Consider the following 21,116-nt stretch of genomic DNA (forward strand, 5'->3'; position numbering starts at 1 on the left):
CGTACTTCTCTACTTACGCTATCGGTAACTTGTGGTCCTTGAATTGTTCCCGCATCTTGTTTTTCAGAATTTTTCCGGTGGCGCCGATCGGCAACGCTTCCACGAAGGCGATATCGTCCGGAGTCCACCATTTAGCGATCTTGCCGTCATAAAACTGGATCAATTCTTCCTTGCTCACTTCCATACCCGGCTTTTTCACCACCACCAGCAACGGGCGCTCGTCCCATTTTGGATGCACTACGCCGATGCATGCCGCTTGCTGGACTGCGGGATGCGCCATTGCGATGTTTTCCAGCTCGATGGTGCTGATCCATTCGCCGCCGGACTTGATCACATCCTTGCTGCGGTCGGTAATCTGCATGTAACCATCGGCGTCGATGGTAGCCACGTCGCCGGTCGGGAACCAGCCGTCTTCCAGCACATCGCCGCCTTCGTCCCTGAAATAACTGCTGATGACCCACTGCCCCTTGACCAGCAGATTGCCGTAGGTTTTGCCATCCCACGGCAACTCACGGTCATCGTCGCCAACGATTTTCATGTCAACGCCAAAGATCACATGGCCCTGTTTTTCCAGAATTGCCTCTTTTGCGTCTTCCGGCAAGGCGGCCTGCCGCACCGAAAGCGTGCAGGCGGTGCCGAGCGGCGACATTTCGGTCATGCCCCAGGCATGCACCACCTCGACCCCATATTGATGGCGCAAGGTTTTCATCATGGATGGCGGACAGGCGGAGCCGCCGATCACGGTGCGCTTGAAGCTGGAGAATGTCAGATTGTTTTGCGCCACGTAGGTCAGCAAACCTAGCCAGATAGTCGGCACGCCGGCAGAGAATGTCACCTGTTCCTGTTCAAACAATTCATACAACGATTTGCCATCCATTGCAGGGCCGGGAAACACCATTTTCGCGCCGACCAGCGGCACCGAATACGGCAAGCCCCAGGCATTGACGTGAAACATCGGCACTACCGGCAATACCGTGTCGCGCGCCGAAACATTCAAGCCATCCGGCATCGCCGAAGCATAGGAATGCAGTAACGTGGAGCGGTGCGAATACAGCGCCCCCTTCGGATGGCCGGTAGTGCCGGAGGTATAGCACAGGCTGGAAGCGGAATTTTCGTCGAACAGCGGCCATTCGTAATCGTCGGAACTGGCGGCGATCAATTCCTCGTAGCACAACAGATTGTCGACCTTGCTTGCTGCGGGCATGTGTTCGCGACCGCACATCATCACGAAACCCTTGACCGTGCTGCAGTGCGCTGCAATCGCTTCGATGATCGGCAGGAAATTCATGTCAAACAGCACATACTGGTCTTCTGCATGGTTGACCATGTAAGCGATCTGCTCCGGGAACAGGCGCGGGTTAATCGTATGCAGCACCGCACCGGAGCCCGAAACAGCATAATAAGCTTCCAGATGGCGATACCCGTTCCAGGCGATGGTGGCCACCCGGTCGCCCATTTTGACGCCCAAATTGGCTAACGCCTTGGCCAGTTGACGCGCTCGCTTGTGACAATCGGTATAAGTGTATTGATGGATATCACCCTCAACCCGCCTTGATACGATCTCGCTTTTACCGTAATAACGATCGGCGTGACGGATGATATTGGAGATCAACAAAGGCTGACTCATCATTTGCCCCATCAGCGGGCTTTTTGGATACTGCGACATGAACTCTCCTGAATTAGAGCAAGCTGGTTTGCGATTGATTATTGATTGATTGATTTTCGAACGAGCGTGCTAAAAGTGTCAATCACTTTCTGTTGTGCAGAGCAGCATGAATTTCGGCACGGCAACCCCATCGATCTCCCTGTCAATAATAAATTTAATAGGGAGTATGGTATTTAATTGTGCATTATCCGCATATATTTAATGCGAATATTAAAAATACATTATGTAGTATATAAAAGCATCAAATAATACTTGAATACCGGAGATACGAATCACCATCAAAATGCACGACCTTCCGGATAGTGTGATACTGCCGGAAAACACAGACAAACATTTGGCACAGACAGGATTAATCGACATGAACGCCCCCCTTTCGTCCCAGCGCGGTCATCTAACAGGCACTTTGCCGCTTAGCAATTCATTCGCGGGATTGCCGCCGGCATTCTTTACCAAGCTGATGCCAACGCCGCTGCCCGCGCCTTATCTGGTCGGCGCCAGCGCTTCTGCTGCACGGTTGATCGGGCTTGCAGCGGCCGAATTTACCAGCCGGGAATTCATTGAAACCTTTACCGGCAACCGCACGCCGGAAAGCGCGGTGCCGGTGGCGGCAGTGTATTCCGGTCACCAGTTTGGAGTCTGGGCCGGGCAACTCGGCGATGGCCGCGCGATTCTGCTGGGCGAAGTGCCGGATTGCAGCAACTCCGGAAACGCCTGGCAGGAATTGCAGCTCAAGGGCGCAGGTCTTACACCCTACTCCCGCATGGGCGATGGACGGGCGGTGTTGCGTTCCTCGATCCGCGAATTCCTATGCTCGGAAGCGATGCACGGGCTCGGCATTCCAACCTCGCGCGCACTATGCGTGACCGGCTCGGATCAATATGTGATGCGCGAGACGCCCGAAACCGCCGCAGTCGTCACGCGCATGGCGCCCACTTTTGTGCGTTTCGGTTCCTTCGAGCACTGGTTTTACAACGACAAGATGGAAGAACTGAGAACCCTCGCCGATTACGTCATCGACCGTTTCTATCCAGAATTACATGCTGCCGACAATCCGTACCAGGCCTTGCTACAGCAGGTAACCCAGCGCACCGCGCACCTGATGGCCGACTGGCAAAGCGTCGGCTTCATGCATGGCGTCATGAATACCGACAACATGTCGATACTCGGCTTAACGCTCGATTACGGCCCGTTCGGCTTCATGGAAGCTTTCGACCCGCAACATATCTGTAACCACACCGACCGCCAGGGCCGCTATTCTTATCGGATGCAGCCGCAAATGGCAGAGTGGAATTGCTACGCGCTGGGGCAAGCGCTGCTGCCGCTGATCGGCAGTGTCGATGCGACGCGGGCCGCGCTGGAACCGTTTCAGTCGCACTACGTGGCTAAACTGGATAGCCTGCTGCACGCCAAGCTCGGCCTGGTCAGCACGCGAAAGTCGGATCAACTGCTGTTCGATGCGATGTTTGGTTTGATGCAGGCCAATCATGTCGATTTCACTTTGTTTTTCCGTCTTTTGTGCGATCTGGAGCTGGATAATGCAGGTAAAGATACGCGGTTGCGCGACGTGTTCATTGACCGCGCCGCCTTTGATGCTTGGGCCAATCAATACCGGAGCCGCCTGCGGCAGGAGAATAGTTCCGACCTCCAACGTAGGCTTGCAATGCAGGCAATAAACCCCAAGTACGTGCTGCGTAATTACCTGGCGCAGGTTGCCATCGAAAAAGCGCAGAATAAGGATTTTTCGGAAGTTGCCAAGCTTTTGGCAATCCTCGAAAAACCGTTTGACGAACAGCCGGAACACGCCGCTTACGCCGAATTGCCGCCAGACTGGGCAAGTCAGCTGGAAGTGAGCTGCTCATCCTAGGAGGCACGATGAATTCACCCAAAGTCACCAAAACCGAGGCCGAATGGCAGGCACTGCTCGATCCATCCGATTATGAAGTCACCCGACACGCGGCGACCGAACCCGCTTTCAGCGGCCGCTTCTGGGATCACCATGAAGCCGGTATCTATACCTGTGTCTGCTGCAACACGCCGTTGTTCGAGTCGGACGCCAAATTCGACTCCGGTTGCGGCTGGCCGAGTTATTTCAAGGCAATCAATCCGGACAATGTTTCCGAGCATGTCGACCGCAGCCATGGCATGATACGTACCGAAATTTTATGCAATGTATGCGATGCCCATCTGGGGCACGTGTTCCCGGACGGGCCGCCGCCGACCGGACTACGTTATTGCATTAATTCAGCGTCATTGCGATTCGAGCCAAAAACCTAGCCATCAAGAAAAATTACCCAATGAAATTTTTATTCGACCTGCTCCCCGTCATCATCTTCTTTGCCGTCTTTAAATGGGGCGAAGGCAATGCAGATTCGGCGCAAGCGCTGGTATCGCATTATTTTTCCGGTCTTATTTCCGGCGGCACGATTACTGCCAGCCAGGCGCCGATCCTGCTCGCTACCGTGGTCATGATTATCGCGAGCGTGGCGCAAATCGGCTATTTATTGTCGCGCGGCAAAAAAGTCGATCCGATGCTGTGGGTATCGTTACTAATCGTCGGCATATTCGGCGGCGCCACCATCTATTTCCATAACGAGAATTTCATCAAGTGGAAACCGACCGTGCTGTACTGGTGTTTTGGCGCAGCGCTGCTGGGCGGCCAGATTTTCATGCGGAAAAATCTGATTCGCTCCATGATGGAAAAACAGATCAAGCTCCCCGATACTATCTGGCAGCGGCTGAACCTGGCCTGGAGTGCATTCTTTCTGGCAATGGGCGTTCTCAATCTGTATGTCGCGTTTAATTTCCCCACTGCGACCTGGGTCAATTTCAAGCTTTTCGGCGGTATGGGCTTGATGTTCGCGTTCATCATCGCGCAAAGCTTGTTCTTGTCCAAATACATGAAGGATTCGGCATGAGCGCGCGTTTTGATGCGATCCGCAACCAGCTGATTGCAACTTTCGATCCGACCGCATGTCAACTGGAAGACGATTCGGCGCGTCATGCCGGCCATGCCGGTGCCGCATCCGGTGGTGGGCACTACACGCTATACATCGTATCGCGTCACTTTGAGGGGCAAAGCCGTCTTAGCCGGCATCGGCTGGTGTATGATTCCTTGCAAGGTTTGATGCATTCCGACATTCATGCCTTGGCCATTACAGCTCTGGCGCCGTCCGAAATAAAATAAATTTTTTTACCTTTCTTTACTTCCCATCTTAGGAATCCATGATGACTTTAAAACCTGCCCGTTTGCTGGTGCTACTTCTTGCTGCCGTTGCCCTGCCTGTAATGGCACAAAACCTTGCCATAGTAAATGGCAAGAAAATTCCTTCCTCACGTGTTGAACTGATGGCCAAGCAACTGGCGTCGCAAGGCCAGCAGGATTCTCCGCAGTTGCGCGCGATGATCAAGGAAGAATTGATCAACCGTGAAATCCTGATTCAGGAAGCCGACAAACGTGGCTTGGGCATGAGTGCCGACGTCAAGAATCAAGTTGAAATTGCCCGTCAATCAATCGTGATTCGTGCTTTGGTGGCAGATGTCATCAAGAAAACCCCGGTCAGCGACGCCGATATCAAAGCGGAATACGACAAGTTCAAGGCTCAGGCCGGCGACAAGGAATACCATGCGCGCCATATCCTGGTTGAAAAGGAAGACGATGCGAAAGCAATCATCGCCAAGCTCAAATCAGGTGGCAAGTTTGAAGACCTGGCCAAGCAATCCAAAGATCCTGGCTCGGCAGCCAACGGTGGCGATCTCGACTGGGCCGCTCCTGCCGCCTACGTAAAACCGTTCTCCGACGCGATGATCGCGCTGCAAAAAGGCCAAGTCACTGAAACGCCGGTCAAGAGCCAGTTCGGCTATCACGTCATCAAACTCGAAGATGTTCGTGCCGCAAAAGTGCCGACGCTGGAAGAAGTCAAACCACAAATTGCGGAAAAGCTGCAACAACAAAAGCTGCAGGAATTCCAGCAGGGATTGCGTAAAAAAGCGAAAGTGGAATGAACCTGGATTTTATGATGTGATCAAAAAAGCGCTCTTAAAGAGCGCTTTTTTATATTATGTAACTGATGTTTTATGCACAAAGAATTCAGTCCACGAAAGACACGAAAAAAACCTTTTCTGCAGCAGTCAAAAGGACGGTTAGCCATTCTTTCGTGCTTTTCGTGTCTTTCGTGGACAAGGCTTTTCATGTCCTGCATGCACCGTGCGGTACATCAGATATGTAATTAATTACCCAACCCATTTGCGCGCATTGCGGAACATGCGCATCCACGGCGAATCCTCGCCCCATGACTCCGGGTGCCAGGATTGCTGCACCGAGCGGAACACGCGCTCGGCATGCGGCATCAATACGGTAAACCGTCCATCCGGCGTAGTCACAGAGGTGATGCCTTGCGGCGAGCCGTTCGGATTGTACGGATAGCCTTCCGTAACTTGGCCTTGGTTATCGACGAAACGTATCGCAACCAGCGCTTGATCGATATCGCCAGTCAAAGTGAAATCCGCATAGCCTTCACCGTGCGCGATCGCGATCGGGGTTTGCGTGCCGGCCATGCCCTGAAAGAAGATCGATGGTGAATCCGCCACTTCAACCATCGCAAAACGTGCGTCGAACTGTTCCGATTTATTGCGCGTAAACTTGGGCCATGCCTGCGCGCCGGGGATGATGGATTTCAAATTGCTCATCATCTGGCAACCGTTGCAAATGCCGAGACCGAAAGTATCGGTGCGCTGGAAGAACAGCGCAAATTGCTCGGCCAGTTTGGCATTGAAAAGTATGGTCTTGGCCCACCCTTCGCCCGCGCCCAGCACGTCGCCATAAGAAAAACCACCCACCGCGATCAGGCCGCTGAAATCGTCCAGACGAGCGCGACCGGCAATCAAGTCGCTCATGTGTACATCGACTGCGGTAAAGCCCGACTTGTGCATCACGTACGCGGTTTCCACATGCGAATTGACGCCTTGCTCGCGCAGGATTGCCACCCGAGGCCTGACGCCGGTGACGATATACGGCGCGGCGATATCTTGCTGCGGCTCGAACGTCAGTTTCGGGGTGATGCCGGGGTCTGTGATATCCAGAATGCGGTCGTATTCGGCATCGGCGCAGGCTGGATTGTCGCGCAAACGGGCGATGCGCCAGCTGGTTTCGCTCCATAAACGTTGCAACGCCACACGCGGTTGTTTGTAAATCGACTTGGCATCGCGCATGAATTCAATCACATCCTGCACCTGCGGCTTGCCGATGATGTTGCTGCAGGCACCCAGATTGTGGGTGCGCAGCACGTTCATCACTTCCGTTTTTTGTTCCGCATGGACCTGAATCACTGCCCCCAGCTCTTCACTGAACAGTGCGCGCAGGGTCAGGTCGTTGCGGCGCTCTGCCACTTGGCCGGCCCAATCCTTGGCTTCGCCACTGTCGGTGGCGTGCTCGCCTTCCAGCGTCAGCATATCCAGATTGATGGCTAAACCACACCGGCCGGCGAATGCCATTTCGGCCAGCGTGGCAAACAGGCCGCCGTCGGAACGGTCGTGATACGCCAGCAGCTTACGTTCGGTATTGAGTTGCTGGATCGCAGCGAAGAAAGCTTTCAGGTCGTCAGCACTATCGACATCCGGCGTTTCGTTGCCGATTTGCTGCATGACTTGCGTTAGTGCGGAAGCGCCCATGCGGTTTTTGCCGCGACCGAGATCGATCAGAATCAGCACGGTGTCGCCAGCATCGGTGCGGATTTGCGGCGTCAGCGACAGACGCACATCGTGTACCGGTGCAAAAGCGGTGACGATCAGCGACACCGGCGAGGTAACGGCTTTGGCAACGCCGTCATCTTTCCAGGTGGTGCGCATCGACAGCGAATCCTTGCCGACCGGGATGCTGATGCCGAGCGCCGGGCAAAGTTCCATGCCGACCGCCTTGACGGTATCGAACAAGGCCGCGTCCTGTCCCGGCTGGCCGCAGGCGGCCATCCAGTTAGCGGACAGCTTGATATCCGAAATATCCTTGATCGGTGCCGCGGCAATATTGGTGATCGCTTCGCCGACGGCCACGCGGCCGGAAGCGGCGGCGTTGATGGCAGCCAGCGGAGTACGCTCGCCCATCGCCATCGCTTCACCCAAGAATCCCTCAAAACTCATGGTGGTGACTGCGCAATCGGCCACCGGCACTTGCCACGGGCCAACCATCTGGTCACGCACAGTCATCGCACCGACGCTGCGGTCACCGATGGTGATCAGGAAGGATTTGTCGGCTACAGCCGGCAGGCGCAACACCCGGTGCGACACTTCCAGCAAATCCATGCCCGTCAAATCGAGCGCAGGCAAATCCAGTGCGACATGCGTGGCGTCGCGATGCATTTTCGGCGGCTTGCCGAGCAATACATCCATCGGCATATCGACCGGACTATTGCCATGTTCCGGATCGATCACCTTCAACTGACGCTCTTCAGTCGCAGTGCCTACTACTGCGAACAGGCTGCGCTCGCGCTGGCACAGGTATTCGAACAATGGCAGACTGTCGGGCGCGATGGCGAGCACGTAACGCTCTTGCGACTCGTTACTCCAGATTTCTTTCGGTGCCAGACCACTTTCTTCCAACGGCACTTTACGCAAATCGAAAATCGCGCCGCGTTTGGCATCATTGGTAATTTCCGGAAAAGCGTTCGACAAACCGCCGGCGCCGACGTCATGAATCGAAATAATCGGATTCTCGTCGCCCATCGCCCAGCACGCGTTGATAACTTCCTGCGCGCGGCGTTCCATCTCCGGATTGCCACGCTGCACTGAATCGAAATCCAGATCGGCGGTGTTGGTGCCGGTCGCCATCGAGGATGCGGCGCTGCCGCCCATGCCGATGCGCATGCCGGGGCCGCCCAACTGGATCAGTAAGCTGCCGACCGGGATATCGTTCTTGTGCGTGTGTATGTCGGCAATGCTGCCGATACCGCCGGCAATCATGATTGGCTTGTGGTAACCCAACACATTGCCGCCGACATTTTGCTCGTAGGTACGAAAATAACCGGCTAACGTCGGACGGCCAAATTCGTTACTGAAAGCAGCGCCGCCTAACGGGCCATCGATCATAATTTGCAATGGCGACGCGATACGGTCCGGTTTGCCATACACACTGGCATCGGTATTGGCATCCACGCCGGCTTGCGTCACATCGAGATCGTTTTCCCAAGGCTGAACGGCATCCGGCAAATTCAGATTGGAGACGGTAAAACCGCACAAACCAGCCTTCGGCTTGGAGCCACGGCCAGTCGCGCCTTCATCGCGGATTTCGCCACCGGCACCGGTGGAAGCTCCCGGGAAAGGTGAAATCGCAGTCGGATGGTTGTGCGTCTCAACCTTCATCAAGGTATGCGTCAATTCCACCGAGCTCTCATACACGTTGCCCTTGGCCGCACCGCGCTGGTAAAAGCGCGCGACAGTCGCCCCTTCCATGATGGAAGAATTGTCGCTATAGGCAACGATGGTGCCTTTCGGCTGCAGCAGATGGGTATTCTTGATCATCGCAAACAGCGATTTATCTTGGACTTCACCGTCAATGGTCCAGTCGGCATTAAATATCTTATGGCGACAATGTTCGCTATTGGCTTGCGCGAACATCATCAATTCAACGTCAGTCGGGTTGCGCTTGGCTTGCGTAAATGCGGCCAGCAGGTAATCGATTTCATCGTCCGACAAGGCCAGGCCGAGATTGGTATTCGCTGTAACTAGCGCAGCCTTGCCGCCGGCCAGCATATCGATAAATTCCAGTGGCTTGGCTGCCAGCTCGGTGAACAAGCCGGCGGCGTCGCTGGCCGACCGCAATACCATCTCCGTCATGCGGTCATGCAGCAAGGCGGCGACCGTTTGCGCCGCAGTATCGGATAATTTTTTAACGCCGCCCAGCAAGCCGGACTTCAACTGCACCCGGTACGATACGCCGCGTTCGATGCGCTTGATATGCGCCATGCCGCAGTTGTGCGCGATATCGGTAGCTTTACTGGCCCAGGCAGAAATAGTGCCAAAACGTGGAATGACGATGAATTCTTCGCTTTCCTTATCAGCCAAATGCGCGGCTGAAAAGGGTTCGCCATAGGTCAGCAACGCATGCAGGCGGCTGGTGTCGTCTTCCGATGCAGCCAAGCCGGCATCGACAAAATGCGTAAACTGCCCTGTGATGGCAATGATATTGGCATCGACAGCGTGCAGTTGCGACAAAAGACGTTGGGTACGGAAAGCGGACAGTGCGTTGGAACCGGGAAGAATCAGCATAGGGAGAGGAAACGCTCGAAGGAAATTTGATGCAGTGGAACTGCATGATTAAGACATTTAAGGGATGCGGCATTATACCGTGACGCACTAGGCGAAGCAGCAGACAAGACGGCAATCCGGCGTGCTGGCACAATTGTCTGCCTCCACAATTGGGCAACAAGCGGGCAACAAGCATCCGATAGCGCATCGGTCGGATTTGAACGCTATTCGTAAAACACTGTGAATAAATCCTGGAAGTTTGCGGCAATGCAATACCGAAGAAGCTTACAAATGTTACATTCACGGCCCGGAATATGAGACACGCAACAGCGAGTGCGGCAGTATCTTGCCGGCTTCTGGCAAAAAGGATTAGGTTCTAAATTGGCACAAAAGCAAGTAGCAGTTATCGGTGGTGGCGTAATTGGCGTTTGCACAGCGTATTACCTGGCTGCCGCGGGGCATCAGGTGGTCGTGGTCGAACGTCGCGGCAATGTCGCCGAAGAAGCCAGTTTTGGCAATGCAGGAATAATGGCGCCAGGTTATGTAACACCGTGGGCCAGACCAGGCATGCCCAAGCATTTGTTAGGCTATCTGTTCAAGCAGGAAGCGCCGCTGATGTTGCCGCGCAAAATGGACCCGGCCTTGTGGCGCTGGATTCGCCTGTGGCTTTCCGAATGCGAACTGGAAAATTTTCACGCCAATATGGAACGCATGCAGCGCCTGATCGCCTATAGCCGCGACACCTTGCAGCAACTGGAGCAGCAGTTGGAGCCGCAAGACTTGCAAATCGACAAAAAAATGCAGGGTTACCTGCAGCTGTTTCGTACCGCGCAAGATGTGGCGCTAGCCGAGCCGGCGCTTGCCATGCTAATCGAGCTCGATAGCGCGCACCGCTTGCTCGATGCCGATGCCGCACGCCTGCTGGAGCCGGCACTGGCGCCGCAGACCGCACTGGCCGGCGCGTTGTATCTGCCCCATGCAACAACGGGCAACTGCCCTTTGTTTACCAAACAACTCAAGCAGATTGCGATGTCGATGGGAGTGGAGTTCATTTTTGGCAACAGCGTCAGCACAATCACACAAAATGGCAATCAGCTTGCGCTGGAGATCGGCGAGACTGCTTTTTCGGCTGACGCCATTGTGCTGGCAGCAGGCGCAGAAAGCGCCCGGATGCTCAAGGCTCTCGGTATCAGCACCCCGCTTTTTTCCGTCAAAAGCTTTGCTGCAACAGCAACCGTGAAAGATATGGATGCGGTGCCGCTGGCTGCATTGATGGATGAAACCTATCGCGTTAGCATCACCGGCATGGGCAACCGAATCCGCCTGGCGGGAACCGTAGAACTGGCCTCGCGCTCTGTAACAGTGGCCGAGACCGCGCAACGCACTTTGCGTAAAGTAGGCGTTGACTGGCTACCGAACGCTGCCAACTATAACAATGCGAATTTCTGGTGCGGCCTGCAAGCGACTTTGCCGGGCGGCCCGCCGCTCATTGGCGCAACCCCGATCAGGAATCTGTTCGTCAATATCGGCCACGGTGCGAATGGCTGGGCAATGGCTGCCGGCGCCGGCAAACTGGTGGCCGACATCGTTTCCGAACGCAAACCGGAAATCGATCTGGGCGGTTTGACGCTGGCGCGCTATGGAGTGCAAACTGCCTGATAATTCAATTGGCATCGATATAAAAATAGTGGGAGTATATTAATATTTAGCGTGCTTTCCGCAATATTTAATTGCGGATAACAAATATACACAGACCTAGTATTTATTTTTAAATAATTTTCTACAGGATGCACCGTTTAGAATAAACGTGCTGCAACTTTCTACAAAAATATAGCGGAGCCTCGATGCCAACCCGACACGCACTGTATTCGATTGCTGAAATCCGCCGGATTGAACAAGCCGCCCTGGCCGAATTGCCCAGCGGCACACTGATGCGCCGCGCCGGGCAAGCTGCTGCGGCTGCGGCAATGACTCTGCTGCAGCCAGCGCCACCCGGCGCGCAGGTGCTGGTATTGGTCGGCCCCGGCGACAACGGCGGCGATGCTCTCGAAGTCGCCGCCCAATTGGCGCAAACCGGGTTCGCTGTCACCGCCCTGATCGCCGGTCCGATTCCGTCGTCAACAGATGCGCAACAAGCTTTGCAACGCGCCCAGAACAGCGCGGCAGTGTTCAGGGATGGTGCATTTTTGCCGGAAATCTCCAACATCCAATGGGCGCTGATTGTCGATGGCTTGTTCGGCATCGGCTTGACGCGCCCGATTGCCGGCGTCTACCGCGATCTGATCGAGAGCATCAATCGCATTAACCGCCTCAATCACCTTACCTGCCCGGTACTGGCACTCGACATCCCAAGCGGATTGGACGCCGACACTGGCAATATCGTTGATGGGGTTGCGAACGTCGATTCCGGCAATTCAGCCGTTGCCGTCAACGCGCAGCAGACTATCACTTTCATTGCCGACAAGCCCGGCCTGCACACCTGTGACGGCCGTGATTATGCGGGCAAGGTTACAGTCGCCGCGCTGGATATCGATGCGCGGCATTTCGATCGCAACCCGGCCAGCATGCATCTGGCTACGGTTGGCGAATTTAGCCATTCGTTGCAGCTGCGCCGACATAATTCACATAAAGGCAGCAATGGCGATGTAGTCATTGTCGGTGGTGCAACAGGCATGCATGGCGCACCCGTGCTATGCGGACGCGCCGCAATCCAGAGTGGCGCGGGACGGGTTATCGCCGGATTCATTGGCGCGACGCCCGCCTTCGACAGCGCGCAACCGGAACTGATGTGCCGGCCCGTGGCGCAATGCGCTTTCGCTGCAACCGTGGTAATCGGGCCGGGCTTGGGAAACTCGCATGCCGCGCTTGCAGCACTGCGCAAAGCGCTGCAATCCGAGGCGCGGCTGGTGTTGGATGCCGATGCGCTGAACCTGATCGCCGCCGACCCTGCGTTGCAGCAAACACTGGCGCTGCGCACGGCAACTGCCATCATGACGCCGCATCCGCTGGAAGCCGCGCGCCTGCTTGGAATATCCAGTGCCGAAATCCAGGCAGATCGGGTTGCCGCCGCTCGCCGGTTGGCGCGCACTTACCATACAATCATTGTCCTCAAAGGATCTGGATCGATCATCGCCGACCCGCAGAACAATATCGTGATTAACCCAACCGGCAATCCAGGATTGGCCAGCGCAGGCACTGGCGATGTTCTGGCAGGCATCATCGGTGCGCTGCTGGCGCAAGGATGGCCGGAATGGGAAGCTGCAATCGCGGCAGTCTGGCTGCATGGCGATGCAGCCGATGCACTTGTAGCCGCAGGCCAAGGGCCAATCGGGCTAACGGCAAGCGAACTGATTCCGGTTGTGCGCCGCAGCCTGAATCGTCTCGGTAATCAATACGGAGCGGTACGCTGACGGCTGGCCAAGTCTTCTGATGATGACGATAGTCTGCCAGCGGCAATAGTAATCGTACGCTCGCAGCGGGCGGCAATCGAGCTATCGTGCGTGACCAGCACCAGGGTCGAATGGCGCTCCCGATTCAAGTCAAACATCAATTGGATTACTGCCTCGCCATTCGCCGCATCCAGGCTACCGGTCGGTTCATCGGCAAACAGCAGCGGCGGTTCGGTCACGAAAGCACGGGCCAGAGCAACCCGCTGTTGCTCGCCGCCGGACAGGTATTTCGGAAAATGTTTCAGGCGACTGGATAATCCAACCCGGCCCAACATGGCTTCAGCCTTGCTTCTTGCACCAGAGTCACCACGTAACTCCAGCGGCAGCATGACGTTTTCGAGGGCATTCAGATGTGCTAGCAACTGGAATGACTGGAACACAAAGCCAATTTTTTCCTTGCGCAAAAGTGCCCGGCCATCCTCATCCAACGCAAAGATATCGACCCCGTCAAGCCGAACCGTACCACTTGACGGCGTATCCAGCCCAGCCAGCAAGCCCAGCAGGGTAGATTTGCCTGATCCGGACGCGCCCATAATCGCGAGCGTCTGTCCGTATGGCACGGTAAAATCGATGTCGTGCAAAATAATCAGTTCACCCGTCGCATCCGCGACGCGTTTAGTAAGGTTGTCAGCGGCAATGGCTGGCGCAAGCAAGGAAAGATCAGACATGCAGAAAAATAGTGGATGGTTGGAAGGTTTAATGCGCATATTCATAGCCGCAACGTTGGTCTTGTTGACCCTATTCGCGTCAAGCGCTCATTCTGCATCAAAAACGATACTGGTGCTTGGCGATAGCTTGTCCGCAGAATATGGCTTGGCACGCGGAGCCGGCTGGGTGTCGCTGCTCGAAAGTCGCCTGAAAACCGAAAATATCGATGCCACAGTCATCAATGCCAGCATTAGCGGCGAAACCACCAGCGGCGGCAAAAGCCGTCTTGGCACCTTGCTGGAAAAACACCACCCCACGGTGGTCGTGCTTGAATTGGGCGGCAACGATGGCTTGCGCGGCTTGTCGATCCGAGCATCGGAAGACAATTTGCGTAGCATGATTACCACAGCCCAAAAAAACCGAGCCAAAGTGCTTTTGGTTGGCATGCAGATTCCACCCAATTATGGTCGGAATTACACAGACCAGTTCTCGGCCCTGTATCCCAAACTGGCCAAGGAAACCAGGTCGGCTCTCGTGCCTTTTTTACTCTCTGGAGTCGCCGATCGGCCTGAATTGTTCCAGTCCGACCGCATACATCTAAAAGCGCAAGCGCACCCGATCATGCTCAAGAATGTCTGGGCGCACCTTAAACCCCTTTTGACCAAGTGAGCGTATGAAGTACCCTGCCCTACTCCCTTTTGCCGAAGTATTGCCTGTGTTGGATAAATTCGATGCCATCATAGACGTTCGAAGCCCAGCCGAATTCGCAGAAGACCATATCCCCGGCGCCATCAATTGTCCGGTACTGAACAATGAAGAGCGTCAACGCATCGGCACTCTATACAAGCAAGTCAATGCATTCGAAGCCAAGAAAGCCGGCGCGGTAGTGGTGGCAAAGAATATCGCCCATCACATTGAAACCCTGTTCCTGGATAAACCGCGCGATTGGGCTCCCCTGATTTATTGCTGGCGCGGAGGCAACCGCAGTGGAGCGCTGGCCCATATCATGGCCAAAATCGGCTGGCCAGCGGTACAACTGGATGGCGGTTACAAGGAGTATCGCCGTCATGTAAATGCCGCATTCGGCGAAATCGCGTCGCAATTTTCTTTTCAGGTCTTGTGCGGCACCACCGGCAGCGCCAAAAGCCGCTTGTTACAAGTTCTGGCGCAGCAAGACGCGCAAGTACTGGATCTGGAGCAACTGGCCGAACACCGGGGCTCCGTGCTGGGCAACTTGCCGCTGCAGCCGCAGCCTTCACAAAAAATGTTTGAGAGCCGCCTGTGGCAAACGCTGCGCGAGTTCAATCCTGCACAAGTCGTGTATGTCGAATCCGAAAGCAAAAAAGTTGGAAATGTCCGGATACCGGAAATATTGATTGAAAAAATGCGTTCTTCATCCTGCATTGCGGTGCAGTTATCACAAGAGAATCGCATCAAATTGCTGATGGAGGATTATGCGCACTTCGTCGGTGACCCTGAGAAATTGAACGCGCAACTGGACTGTCTGGTCAGTATGCACGGCAAGGAAAAAATCGCGCACTGGCAAATGTATGCTCTATCCAGCAACATGGAACCCTTGGTCACAGAACTTTTGGCAGAGCATTATGACCCGGCCTATAAGCGCTCGATCCAGCGCAACTTCAATCAATATGGGCAGGCGCGAATACTACAATTAACTGGCATCGATATTGACTCTTTGCAGAGCGCAGCATGGCAACTCACTGGCTCGCATTAACACGCTTTCAAGTCATCTACTGACACGATAAAGACCTTGGCTACTGCGTAGCGGTCATTGGAATCCGGAACAAGAATGATGCAAGGTTTTTGCAACCGACTGCAGAATAAAAAAAACCGCTCACTGAGCGGTTTTTTTTATTCTGCATCTTAATTTAGTTGCAAATATGAGTGTAGCCCTATTTTACACATCACTGTTTTTGGGTGATATAGGTTGCAGTATTTTGACTATAGCTTTCTGCTTTAAATAATCAATATAAGTGAGCATTTCCTGCTGAGCCAAGGCATTAGAAATTTGCTGCTGCTCCGCTATCCGGCGCACTTCATCCTTAACCGCAGGCTCAGTTACTTTATTAATACGATAAATCGCATATCCTTGGCCCGGTAAATCAATGCCAACGAACGCGGGTAATTTTGAGACGTCGGCTTTCATTGTGGCAGCCAGCACACTACTGTCTAAATCGGACTTCTTCGCCCTGGAAACAATTTTTGTTACACTAAAACCAGCATCAGTAGGGGTTTTCTGCAGGGATAGCAGCCTTGATTCGCCTGCTTTCTTAGCCAGTTTCTGCGCTTCAATTTGCGTTACACGCTCCCGCACCGAGGCTTTTACCTCCTCAAAAGGACGCTTGCTAGTCGGCTTGTGTTCGACCACGCGTCCCGATATCAGGATATTTGGAGCAATCTCCACTGCCTCCGTGTTGTGCTTGTTTTTGATCGAGTCATCAGAAAACAATGCCTGCAGGAATTTTGGATTATTAAACGCGGCATTGTTACCGGCGGTATTGTCAATCTGACGCGTCACTTTGGATGCAGTCTCAACCGTCAACTTCAGTTTATCAGCCACCGGTTTCAAGCTGTCTGACTGCTCATAGATGGTATTGCTGAAAATTTCCGCCATTTCCGCATACTTCTTTGCAGTCATCTGTTTTTTAATTTCTGCTGTAATCTCGGCTCTGGCATCATCCAGAGACTTGACAGAAGCAGGTTTGATGGCACTTATCTGGATAATATGAAAACCAAAATCGGATTGGACAATATCGCTGACTTCCCCTTTTTTAAGCTTGTAGGCGGCCTCTTCAAAAGGTTTGACCATCATTCCACGACTAAAGAAATCAAGATCGCCACCGCGCTCTGCGGAGCCGGGGTCCTGGGAATTTTCCTTGGCAAGCTTGGCAAATTCCGCTGGATTTTTACGCAATTGAGTTAGCAGATTTTCCGCCTTTGTCTTTGCCGTCGTCATTTCCGCAGGCGAAGCATCTTTCTTAGTTGCAATTAGAATATGGCTGGCGCGCCGCTGCTCTTCGACCGTATAGCGTTTTGCATTTTGTTCATAGTAAGACTTGATGTCGGCATCCGTGATCGACAACTGCGACTCAACGACGGCACTGTTCAAAATGACATATTCAATTTTCAATTGTTCAGGAATTGCATACTGAGCCGAATTATCCTTGTAATAGGACTGCAGCATTTCGTCAGTCACTTTTGCCTGCGCATTGAAATCAGTGGCATTGAAATTAAGCTGTTGAATTTCTCGTTCCTGGGTTGCAATTCCAGACAAACGCGCAACCACAGTTTTTGGTGCGAATGCACTTGATTGAATGGCGCTATTGAGTTGCTGCAAAGCCAGATCCTGGCGCAAGCTTGCTTCATAAGAAGATGGCGTCAAGCGCTGCGCTGCAAGCAAAGAAGCATAACGTTCACCATCGAATTTTCCATCAGGAGAAGTCAGACCCGGCATGGATAGAATTGCCTGCTGCAATGCCTGATCGGAAACCGACAGGTTTTTGCGTGATAATTCGGCCAATAATGCGCGTTGCGCAATGAGTTTATCCAGTGCGCTTTGTCGCATTTCTGGAGTATCCAGCAATTTTTGGTCAAATTGTGTTCCAAGCATTTGCCTGAAGCGATCCATTTGCTCTCGCTGCGCCGCTTCTAGTTCTTGCTTAGTAATTGAATATCCTGCCACTTTGGCGACAACATTACTGTCCGTTCCAAATCGGCTATAGCCTTCAAGCCCCACGAAAGCGAAAGAAGGAATAATAAAGAGCAATAACAATAACTGTGTCAAGCGCTTGTGGCCGCGGATAAACTCTAGCATGGTCAACCAATCTGGCAAATTTCAAAAAAATGACGCTTAATGTAAAAAAAGGCGAACTTTCGTTCGCCTTTTTTTTGTTCTGGCGGAGTGGACGGGACTCGAACCCGCGACCCCCGGCGTGACAGGCCGGTATTCTAACCAGCTGAACTACCACTCCTGAGTTACTTTAATAAAAATTGACTGATTGGTGGGTGCTGAGAGGCTCGAACTCCCGACCTACGCCTTGTAAGGGCGCCGCTCTACCAACTGAGCTAAGCACCCATAACTACTTAGTCAGTCAAATTTTTGATGCTTGTCACCACACCAAAAAGAGCTAGTTTACAGCATCTTTTAAGCCTTTGCCAGCTTTAAATTTAGGAACTTTAGCAGCTTTAATTTTGATGGATTCACCGGTACGCGGATTGCGCCCAATACGCGCCGCACGCTTACCTACCGAGAAGGTACCGAATCCAACGAGGGTAACAGACCCATTCTTTTTCAGCGTGGTTTTTACCGCAACAATCAATGCCTCCAGCGCGCGCGTTGCCGCTGCCTTGGAAATATCTGCTGACTGGGCAATATGCTCGATTAGTTCAGTTTTATTCACTTAATCCCCCTAAAGGTTGAATTCCGCAATAGTGCTATGCATCGTTTTTTTCGTGCATCCATTGCGCCACAGGAAACCTGCAACCGGTATTAAAACAAGCCTTAAAGGCCGATGTCAAGCGCTTTACAACTTAATCAATAACAGACAATCCTGTGGTACCGACATTTGATAAATGATTACATGTGCGCCGCCATACGAACAAAAATGCCTCTACGTCAGGCACTCTTGTTAGCAACTGTAAGGTTAATGTTTGACGACACCAATATCAGTTTGAGTGCTTTGGCCAGGAACCGCTGATACAGTTGCCTCCTCGTCCGTCAATGGCTCGGGGTGCCGCTCAAGAGCAATCTCCAGAACCTTATCAATCCAGCGCACCGGGATGATTTCGAGTTTATTTTTGACGTTATCGGGTATTTCAACCAAATCCTTGACATTCTGCTCTGGAATCAGCACAGTTTTTATACCACCGCGGTGTGCTGCAAGCAATTTTTCTTTCAAGCCGCCAATAGGCAACACTTCTCCTCGCAAAGTAATTTCACCCGTCATCGCAACGTCTGCACGCACCGGAATTCCTGTGAATATAGACACCAAGGCCGTCGTCATTGCAGCACCGGCAGATGGACCATCTTTAGGGGTGGCGCCTTCAGGAACATGGATATGGATATCCGTTTTTTCGAAAACTTCGTTCTTGATGCCGAGGCTTTTTGCCCGACTACGCATCACCGAACGGGCAGCTTCTATCGACTCTTTCATTACATCGCCGAGAGTGCCGGTACGGATAACCGCGCCTTTGCCAGGCATTGCCACTGCTTCGATTGTCAATAGTTCACCGCCAACCTCAGTCCAGGCGAGCCCAACCACCTGGCCAATCCGATTGTCTTTTTCTGCCACGCCATAATCGAAGCGGCGAACACCCAGGAATTTATCTAAGTTCTTCGCCGAAACGATAATTTTCTTGTCTTGTTTCTTGAGCAGCAACAATTTAACTACTTTACGGCAGATTTTCGAAATCTCACGTTCCAGCGAACGTACTCCCGCTTCTCTGGTGTAAAAGCGAATAATGTCTCGAATAGCGGATTCGGCAACGCCGATTTCCTCATCCTTCAATCCGTTATTCCTGATTTGCTTGGGTAGTAAGTATCGTTGAGCAATGCTGGTTTTCTCATCTTCCGTGTAGCCGGATAAGCGAATAACTTCCATCCTGTCTAGCAGTGCTGGCGGGATATTATATGAATTCGATGTAGCAACAAACATCACATCCGACAAATCGAAATCGACCTCAACATAATGATCGGCAAAAGTATGATTCTGTTCGGGGTCAAGTACCTCCAGCAACGCTGAAGAAGGATCACCCCGATAATCCGCCCCCATTTTATCTACTTCATCAAGCAGGAATAATGGATTGCGCACACCCGCTTTGGCAAGACTTTGCAAAATCTTGCCAGGCATCGAGCCAATATACGTGCGACGATGTCCACGTATCTCAGCTTCATCCCTAACCCCGCCCAATGCCATACGAACAAATTTTCGGTTTGTCGCACGCGCTATGGACTGCCCTAGAGATGTCTTACCTACTCCTGGAGGGCCAACAAAACAAAGAATAGGCGCTTTGAGTTTGTCAACACGTTGCTGCACGGCAAGATACTCAAGAATGCGTTCTTTAACTTTATCCAGACCGTAGTGATCATCTTCGAGGATTTTTTCAGCATTGGTCAAATCATTATTCACCTTGGATTTTTTCTTCCATGGCAAACTAACTAGAGTATCAATATAGTTACGAACAACCGTAGCTTCGGCCGACATTGGCGACATCAGCTTAAGCTTCTTGAGCTCACTCTGTGCTTTCTCACGGGCTTCCTTAGGCATTTTTGCAGCAATGACTTTTTTCTCAAGTTCATCGAAATCTGCACCTTCCTCACCTTCGCCCAATTCCTTCTGGATTGCCTTGACTTGCTCGTTCAGATAATACTCACGTTGGGATTTTTCCATCTGGCGCTTGACGCGCCCGCGAATACGCTTTTCCACCTGAAGAATATCAAGCTCACCTTCGAGTTGGCCCAATAAATGTTCAAGGCGCTTTGCGACGCTGAAAATCTCAAGGATCACTTGTTTTTGTTCGAGCTTCAAAGGCAGGTGTGCAGCAACCGTATCGGCCAGTCGACCGGCATCGTCAATACCGGCCAGTGATGTCAGAATTTCAGGGGGGATTTTTTTGTTTAGTTTTACATACTGGTCAAATTGCTGAACGATAGTGCGGCGCATCGCTTCCAATTCGGAATCGTCCCCAAGTTCGGATTCAATAGGGGTCAGATCGGCAACAAAATGTGTTTCCAATTCACTAATGTGATGAATCCGTGCGCGTTGAGCGCCTTCTACAAGTACTTTTACAGTGCCATCAGGCAACTTAAGCATCTGCAATATATTTGCTACGCAACCGATTTCATAAATATCAGCAGGTGATGGCTCATCCTTTGCTGCGGTCTTTTGTGCTGCGAGCATAATGCTCTTGCCCTGTTCCATGGCAGCTTCTAAAGCCTTGATTGATTTTGGCCTACCAACGAACAACGGTATGACCATATGCGGGAAGACAACAACGTCCCGCAACGGCAATAGCGGCAGTTGGCTTTGTTCAGTAAATGTGGGAGTCGTCATAGCAAGCCTTTTCAAATAAACCTGTTAGTGATGTTGGCGCAAGTG

15 protein-coding genes and 2 tRNA genes are annotated in these 21,116 nt (G+C 52.8%); 9 read left to right on the forward strand and 8 right to left on the reverse strand.

What is annotated here, in order from left to right:
- Nucleotides 1–13: 13 nt before the first annotated feature.
- Entirely contained in the window at nucleotides 14–1,666 is a 1,653-nt protein-coding gene (locus KGFNPO_RS08690) for a 3-(methylthio)propionyl-CoA ligase (protein WP_472634344.1), read from the reverse strand.
- Nucleotides 1,667–2,024: 358 nt separating this feature from the next.
- Between KGFNPO_RS08690 and KGFNPO_RS08695 the strand changes: the two genes are divergently transcribed.
- Genes KGFNPO_RS08695 through KGFNPO_RS08715 form a run of 5 tightly spaced genes read left to right on the forward strand, consistent with a single transcriptional unit; the run spans nucleotide 2,025 to nucleotide 5,668 of the window.
- The gene (locus KGFNPO_RS08695) at nucleotides 2,025–3,530 is read left to right on the forward strand and encodes a protein adenylyltransferase SelO (protein ID WP_472634345.1); all 1,506 of its coding nucleotides are present in this window, start codon (nucleotides 2,025–2,027) and stop codon (nucleotides 3,528–3,530) included.
- An 8-nt stretch (nucleotides 3,531–3,538) separates the two neighbouring features.
- On the forward strand, nucleotides 3,539–3,940 hold the full coding sequence (gene msrB, locus KGFNPO_RS08700) for a peptide-methionine (R)-S-oxide reductase MsrB (protein WP_472634346.1): 402 nt from the start codon (nucleotides 3,539–3,541) through the stop codon (nucleotides 3,938–3,940).
- Nucleotides 3,941–3,960: 20 nt separating this feature from the next.
- Nucleotides 3,961–4,581: a septation protein A gene (locus KGFNPO_RS08705; protein ID WP_472634347.1), complete on the forward strand. Its 621-nt coding sequence runs from the start codon at nucleotides 3,961–3,963 to the stop codon at nucleotides 4,579–4,581.
- Nucleotides 4,578–4,850, forward strand: coding sequence for a BolA family protein (locus KGFNPO_RS08710; RefSeq protein ID WP_472634348.1), 273 nt, complete (start codon nucleotides 4,578–4,580; stop codon nucleotides 4,848–4,850). Before KGFNPO_RS08705 ends, KGFNPO_RS08710 begins: the two co-directional genes overlap by 4 nt.
- 41 nt (nucleotides 4,851–4,891) lie before the next feature.
- Nucleotides 4,892–5,668 (forward strand): peptidylprolyl isomerase, encoded by a 777-nt coding sequence (locus KGFNPO_RS08715; RefSeq protein WP_472634349.1) that lies wholly within the window; start codon nucleotides 4,892–4,894, stop codon nucleotides 5,666–5,668.
- 228 nt (nucleotides 5,669–5,896) lie between these two features.
- On the opposite strand, the gene purL is transcribed toward KGFNPO_RS08715, so the two are convergent.
- Nucleotides 5,897–9,922, reverse strand: coding sequence for a phosphoribosylformylglycinamidine synthase (gene purL / locus KGFNPO_RS08720; protein WP_472634350.1), 4,026 nt, complete (start codon nucleotides 9,920–9,922; stop codon nucleotides 5,897–5,899).
- A 360-nt stretch (nucleotides 9,923–10,282) separates the two neighbouring features.
- On the opposite strand from purL, the gene KGFNPO_RS08725 reads away from it, so the two are divergent.
- Both KGFNPO_RS08725 and KGFNPO_RS08730 read left to right on the forward strand, forming a co-directional pair.
- Complete coding sequence (locus KGFNPO_RS08725; protein WP_472634351.1) at nucleotides 10,283–11,560, forward strand: D-amino acid dehydrogenase; 1,278 nt, start codon at nucleotides 10,283–10,285, stop codon at nucleotides 11,558–11,560.
- 185 nt (nucleotides 11,561–11,745) lie between these two features.
- The gene (locus KGFNPO_RS08730) at nucleotides 11,746–13,311 is read left to right on the forward strand and encodes an NAD(P)H-hydrate dehydratase (protein ID WP_472634352.1); all 1,566 of its coding nucleotides are present in this window, start codon (nucleotides 11,746–11,748) and stop codon (nucleotides 13,309–13,311) included.
- Here KGFNPO_RS08730 and KGFNPO_RS08735 read toward each other — a convergent pair.
- On the reverse strand, nucleotides 13,290–14,018 hold the full coding sequence (locus tag KGFNPO_RS08735) for an ABC transporter ATP-binding protein (RefSeq protein ID WP_472634353.1): 729 nt from the start codon (nucleotides 14,016–14,018) through the stop codon (nucleotides 13,290–13,292). The two genes, KGFNPO_RS08730 and KGFNPO_RS08735, sit on opposite strands and share 22 nt — an antisense overlap.
- Before the next feature lie 31 nt (nucleotides 14,019–14,049).
- Here KGFNPO_RS08735 and KGFNPO_RS08740 point away from each other — a divergent pair, with 31 nt between their 5' ends.
- On the forward strand, nucleotides 14,050–14,667 hold the full coding sequence (locus KGFNPO_RS08740; RefSeq protein ID WP_472634354.1) for an arylesterase: 618 nt from the start codon (nucleotides 14,050–14,052) through the stop codon (nucleotides 14,665–14,667).
- 4 nt (nucleotides 14,668–14,671) lie between these two features.
- On the forward strand, nucleotides 14,672–15,733 hold the full coding sequence (gene mnmH, locus KGFNPO_RS08745; protein ID WP_472634355.1) for a tRNA 2-selenouridine(34) synthase MnmH: 1,062 nt from the start codon (nucleotides 14,672–14,674) through the stop codon (nucleotides 15,731–15,733).
- Nucleotides 15,734–15,916: 183 nt separating this feature from the next.
- Here the strand turns inward: mnmH and KGFNPO_RS08750 are convergent, their stop codons facing one another.
- From KGFNPO_RS08750 to lon, 5 genes are all read right to left on the reverse strand, one after another.
- Complete coding sequence (locus KGFNPO_RS08750) at nucleotides 15,917–17,833, reverse strand: SurA N-terminal domain-containing protein (protein WP_472634356.1); 1,917 nt, start codon at nucleotides 17,831–17,833, stop codon at nucleotides 15,917–15,919.
- Between the two features lie 80 nt (nucleotides 17,834–17,913).
- A tRNA-Asp gene (locus tag KGFNPO_RS08755) sits at nucleotides 17,914–17,990 on the reverse strand.
- Between the two features lie 28 nt (nucleotides 17,991–18,018).
- Nucleotides 18,019–18,094, reverse strand: a tRNA-Val gene (locus KGFNPO_RS08760).
- Nucleotides 18,095–18,146: 52 nt separating this feature from the next.
- Complete coding sequence (locus tag KGFNPO_RS08765; protein ID WP_472634357.1) at nucleotides 18,147–18,419, reverse strand: HU family DNA-binding protein; 273 nt, start codon at nucleotides 18,417–18,419, stop codon at nucleotides 18,147–18,149.
- A gap of 243 nt (nucleotides 18,420–18,662) precedes the next feature.
- Entirely contained in the window at nucleotides 18,663–21,071 is a 2,409-nt protein-coding gene (gene lon / locus KGFNPO_RS08770; protein ID WP_472634358.1) for an endopeptidase La, read from the reverse strand.
- Between the last annotated feature and the right edge of the window lie 45 nt (nucleotides 21,072–21,116).

This window comes from Gelidimonas diazotrophica, assembly GCF_055694025.1.

Bases quoted from the DNA above. Each gene is read 5' to 3' on its own strand.
- KGFNPO_RS08690 (WP_472634344.1), bottom strand. From the start codon at position 1,666: ATGTCGCAGTATCCAAAAAGCCCGCTGATGGGGCAAATGATGAGTCAG.
- KGFNPO_RS08695 (WP_472634345.1), top strand. From the start codon at position 2,025: ATGAACGCCCCCCTTTCGTCCCAGCGCGGTCATCTAACAGGCACTTTG.
- msrB (WP_472634346.1), top strand. From the start codon at position 3,539: ATGAATTCACCCAAAGTCACCAAAACCGAGGCCGAATGGCAGGCACTG.
- KGFNPO_RS08705 (WP_472634347.1), top strand. From the start codon at position 3,961: ATGAAATTTTTATTCGACCTGCTCCCCGTCATCATCTTCTTTGCCGTC.
- KGFNPO_RS08710 (WP_472634348.1), top strand. From the start codon at position 4,578: ATGAGCGCGCGTTTTGATGCGATCCGCAACCAGCTGATTGCAACTTTC.
- KGFNPO_RS08715 (WP_472634349.1), top strand. From the start codon at position 4,892: ATGACTTTAAAACCTGCCCGTTTGCTGGTGCTACTTCTTGCTGCCGTT.
- purL (WP_472634350.1), bottom strand. From the start codon at position 9,922: ATGCTGATTCTTCCCGGTTCCAACGCACTGTCCGCTTTCCGTACCCAA.
- KGFNPO_RS08730 (WP_472634352.1), top strand. From the start codon at position 11,746: ATGCCAACCCGACACGCACTGTATTCGATTGCTGAAATCCGCCGGATT.
- KGFNPO_RS08735 (WP_472634353.1), bottom strand. From the start codon at position 14,018: ATGTCTGATCTTTCCTTGCTTGCGCCAGCCATTGCCGCTGACAACCTT.
- KGFNPO_RS08740 (WP_472634354.1), top strand. From the start codon at position 14,050: ATGCGCATATTCATAGCCGCAACGTTGGTCTTGTTGACCCTATTCGCG.
- mnmH (WP_472634355.1), top strand. From the start codon at position 14,672: ATGAAGTACCCTGCCCTACTCCCTTTTGCCGAAGTATTGCCTGTGTTG.
- KGFNPO_RS08750 (WP_472634356.1), bottom strand. From the start codon at position 17,833: ATGCTAGAGTTTATCCGCGGCCACAAGCGCTTGACACAGTTATTGTTA.
- lon (WP_472634358.1), bottom strand. From the start codon at position 21,071: ATGACGACTCCCACATTTACTGAACAAAGCCAACTGCCGCTATTGCCG.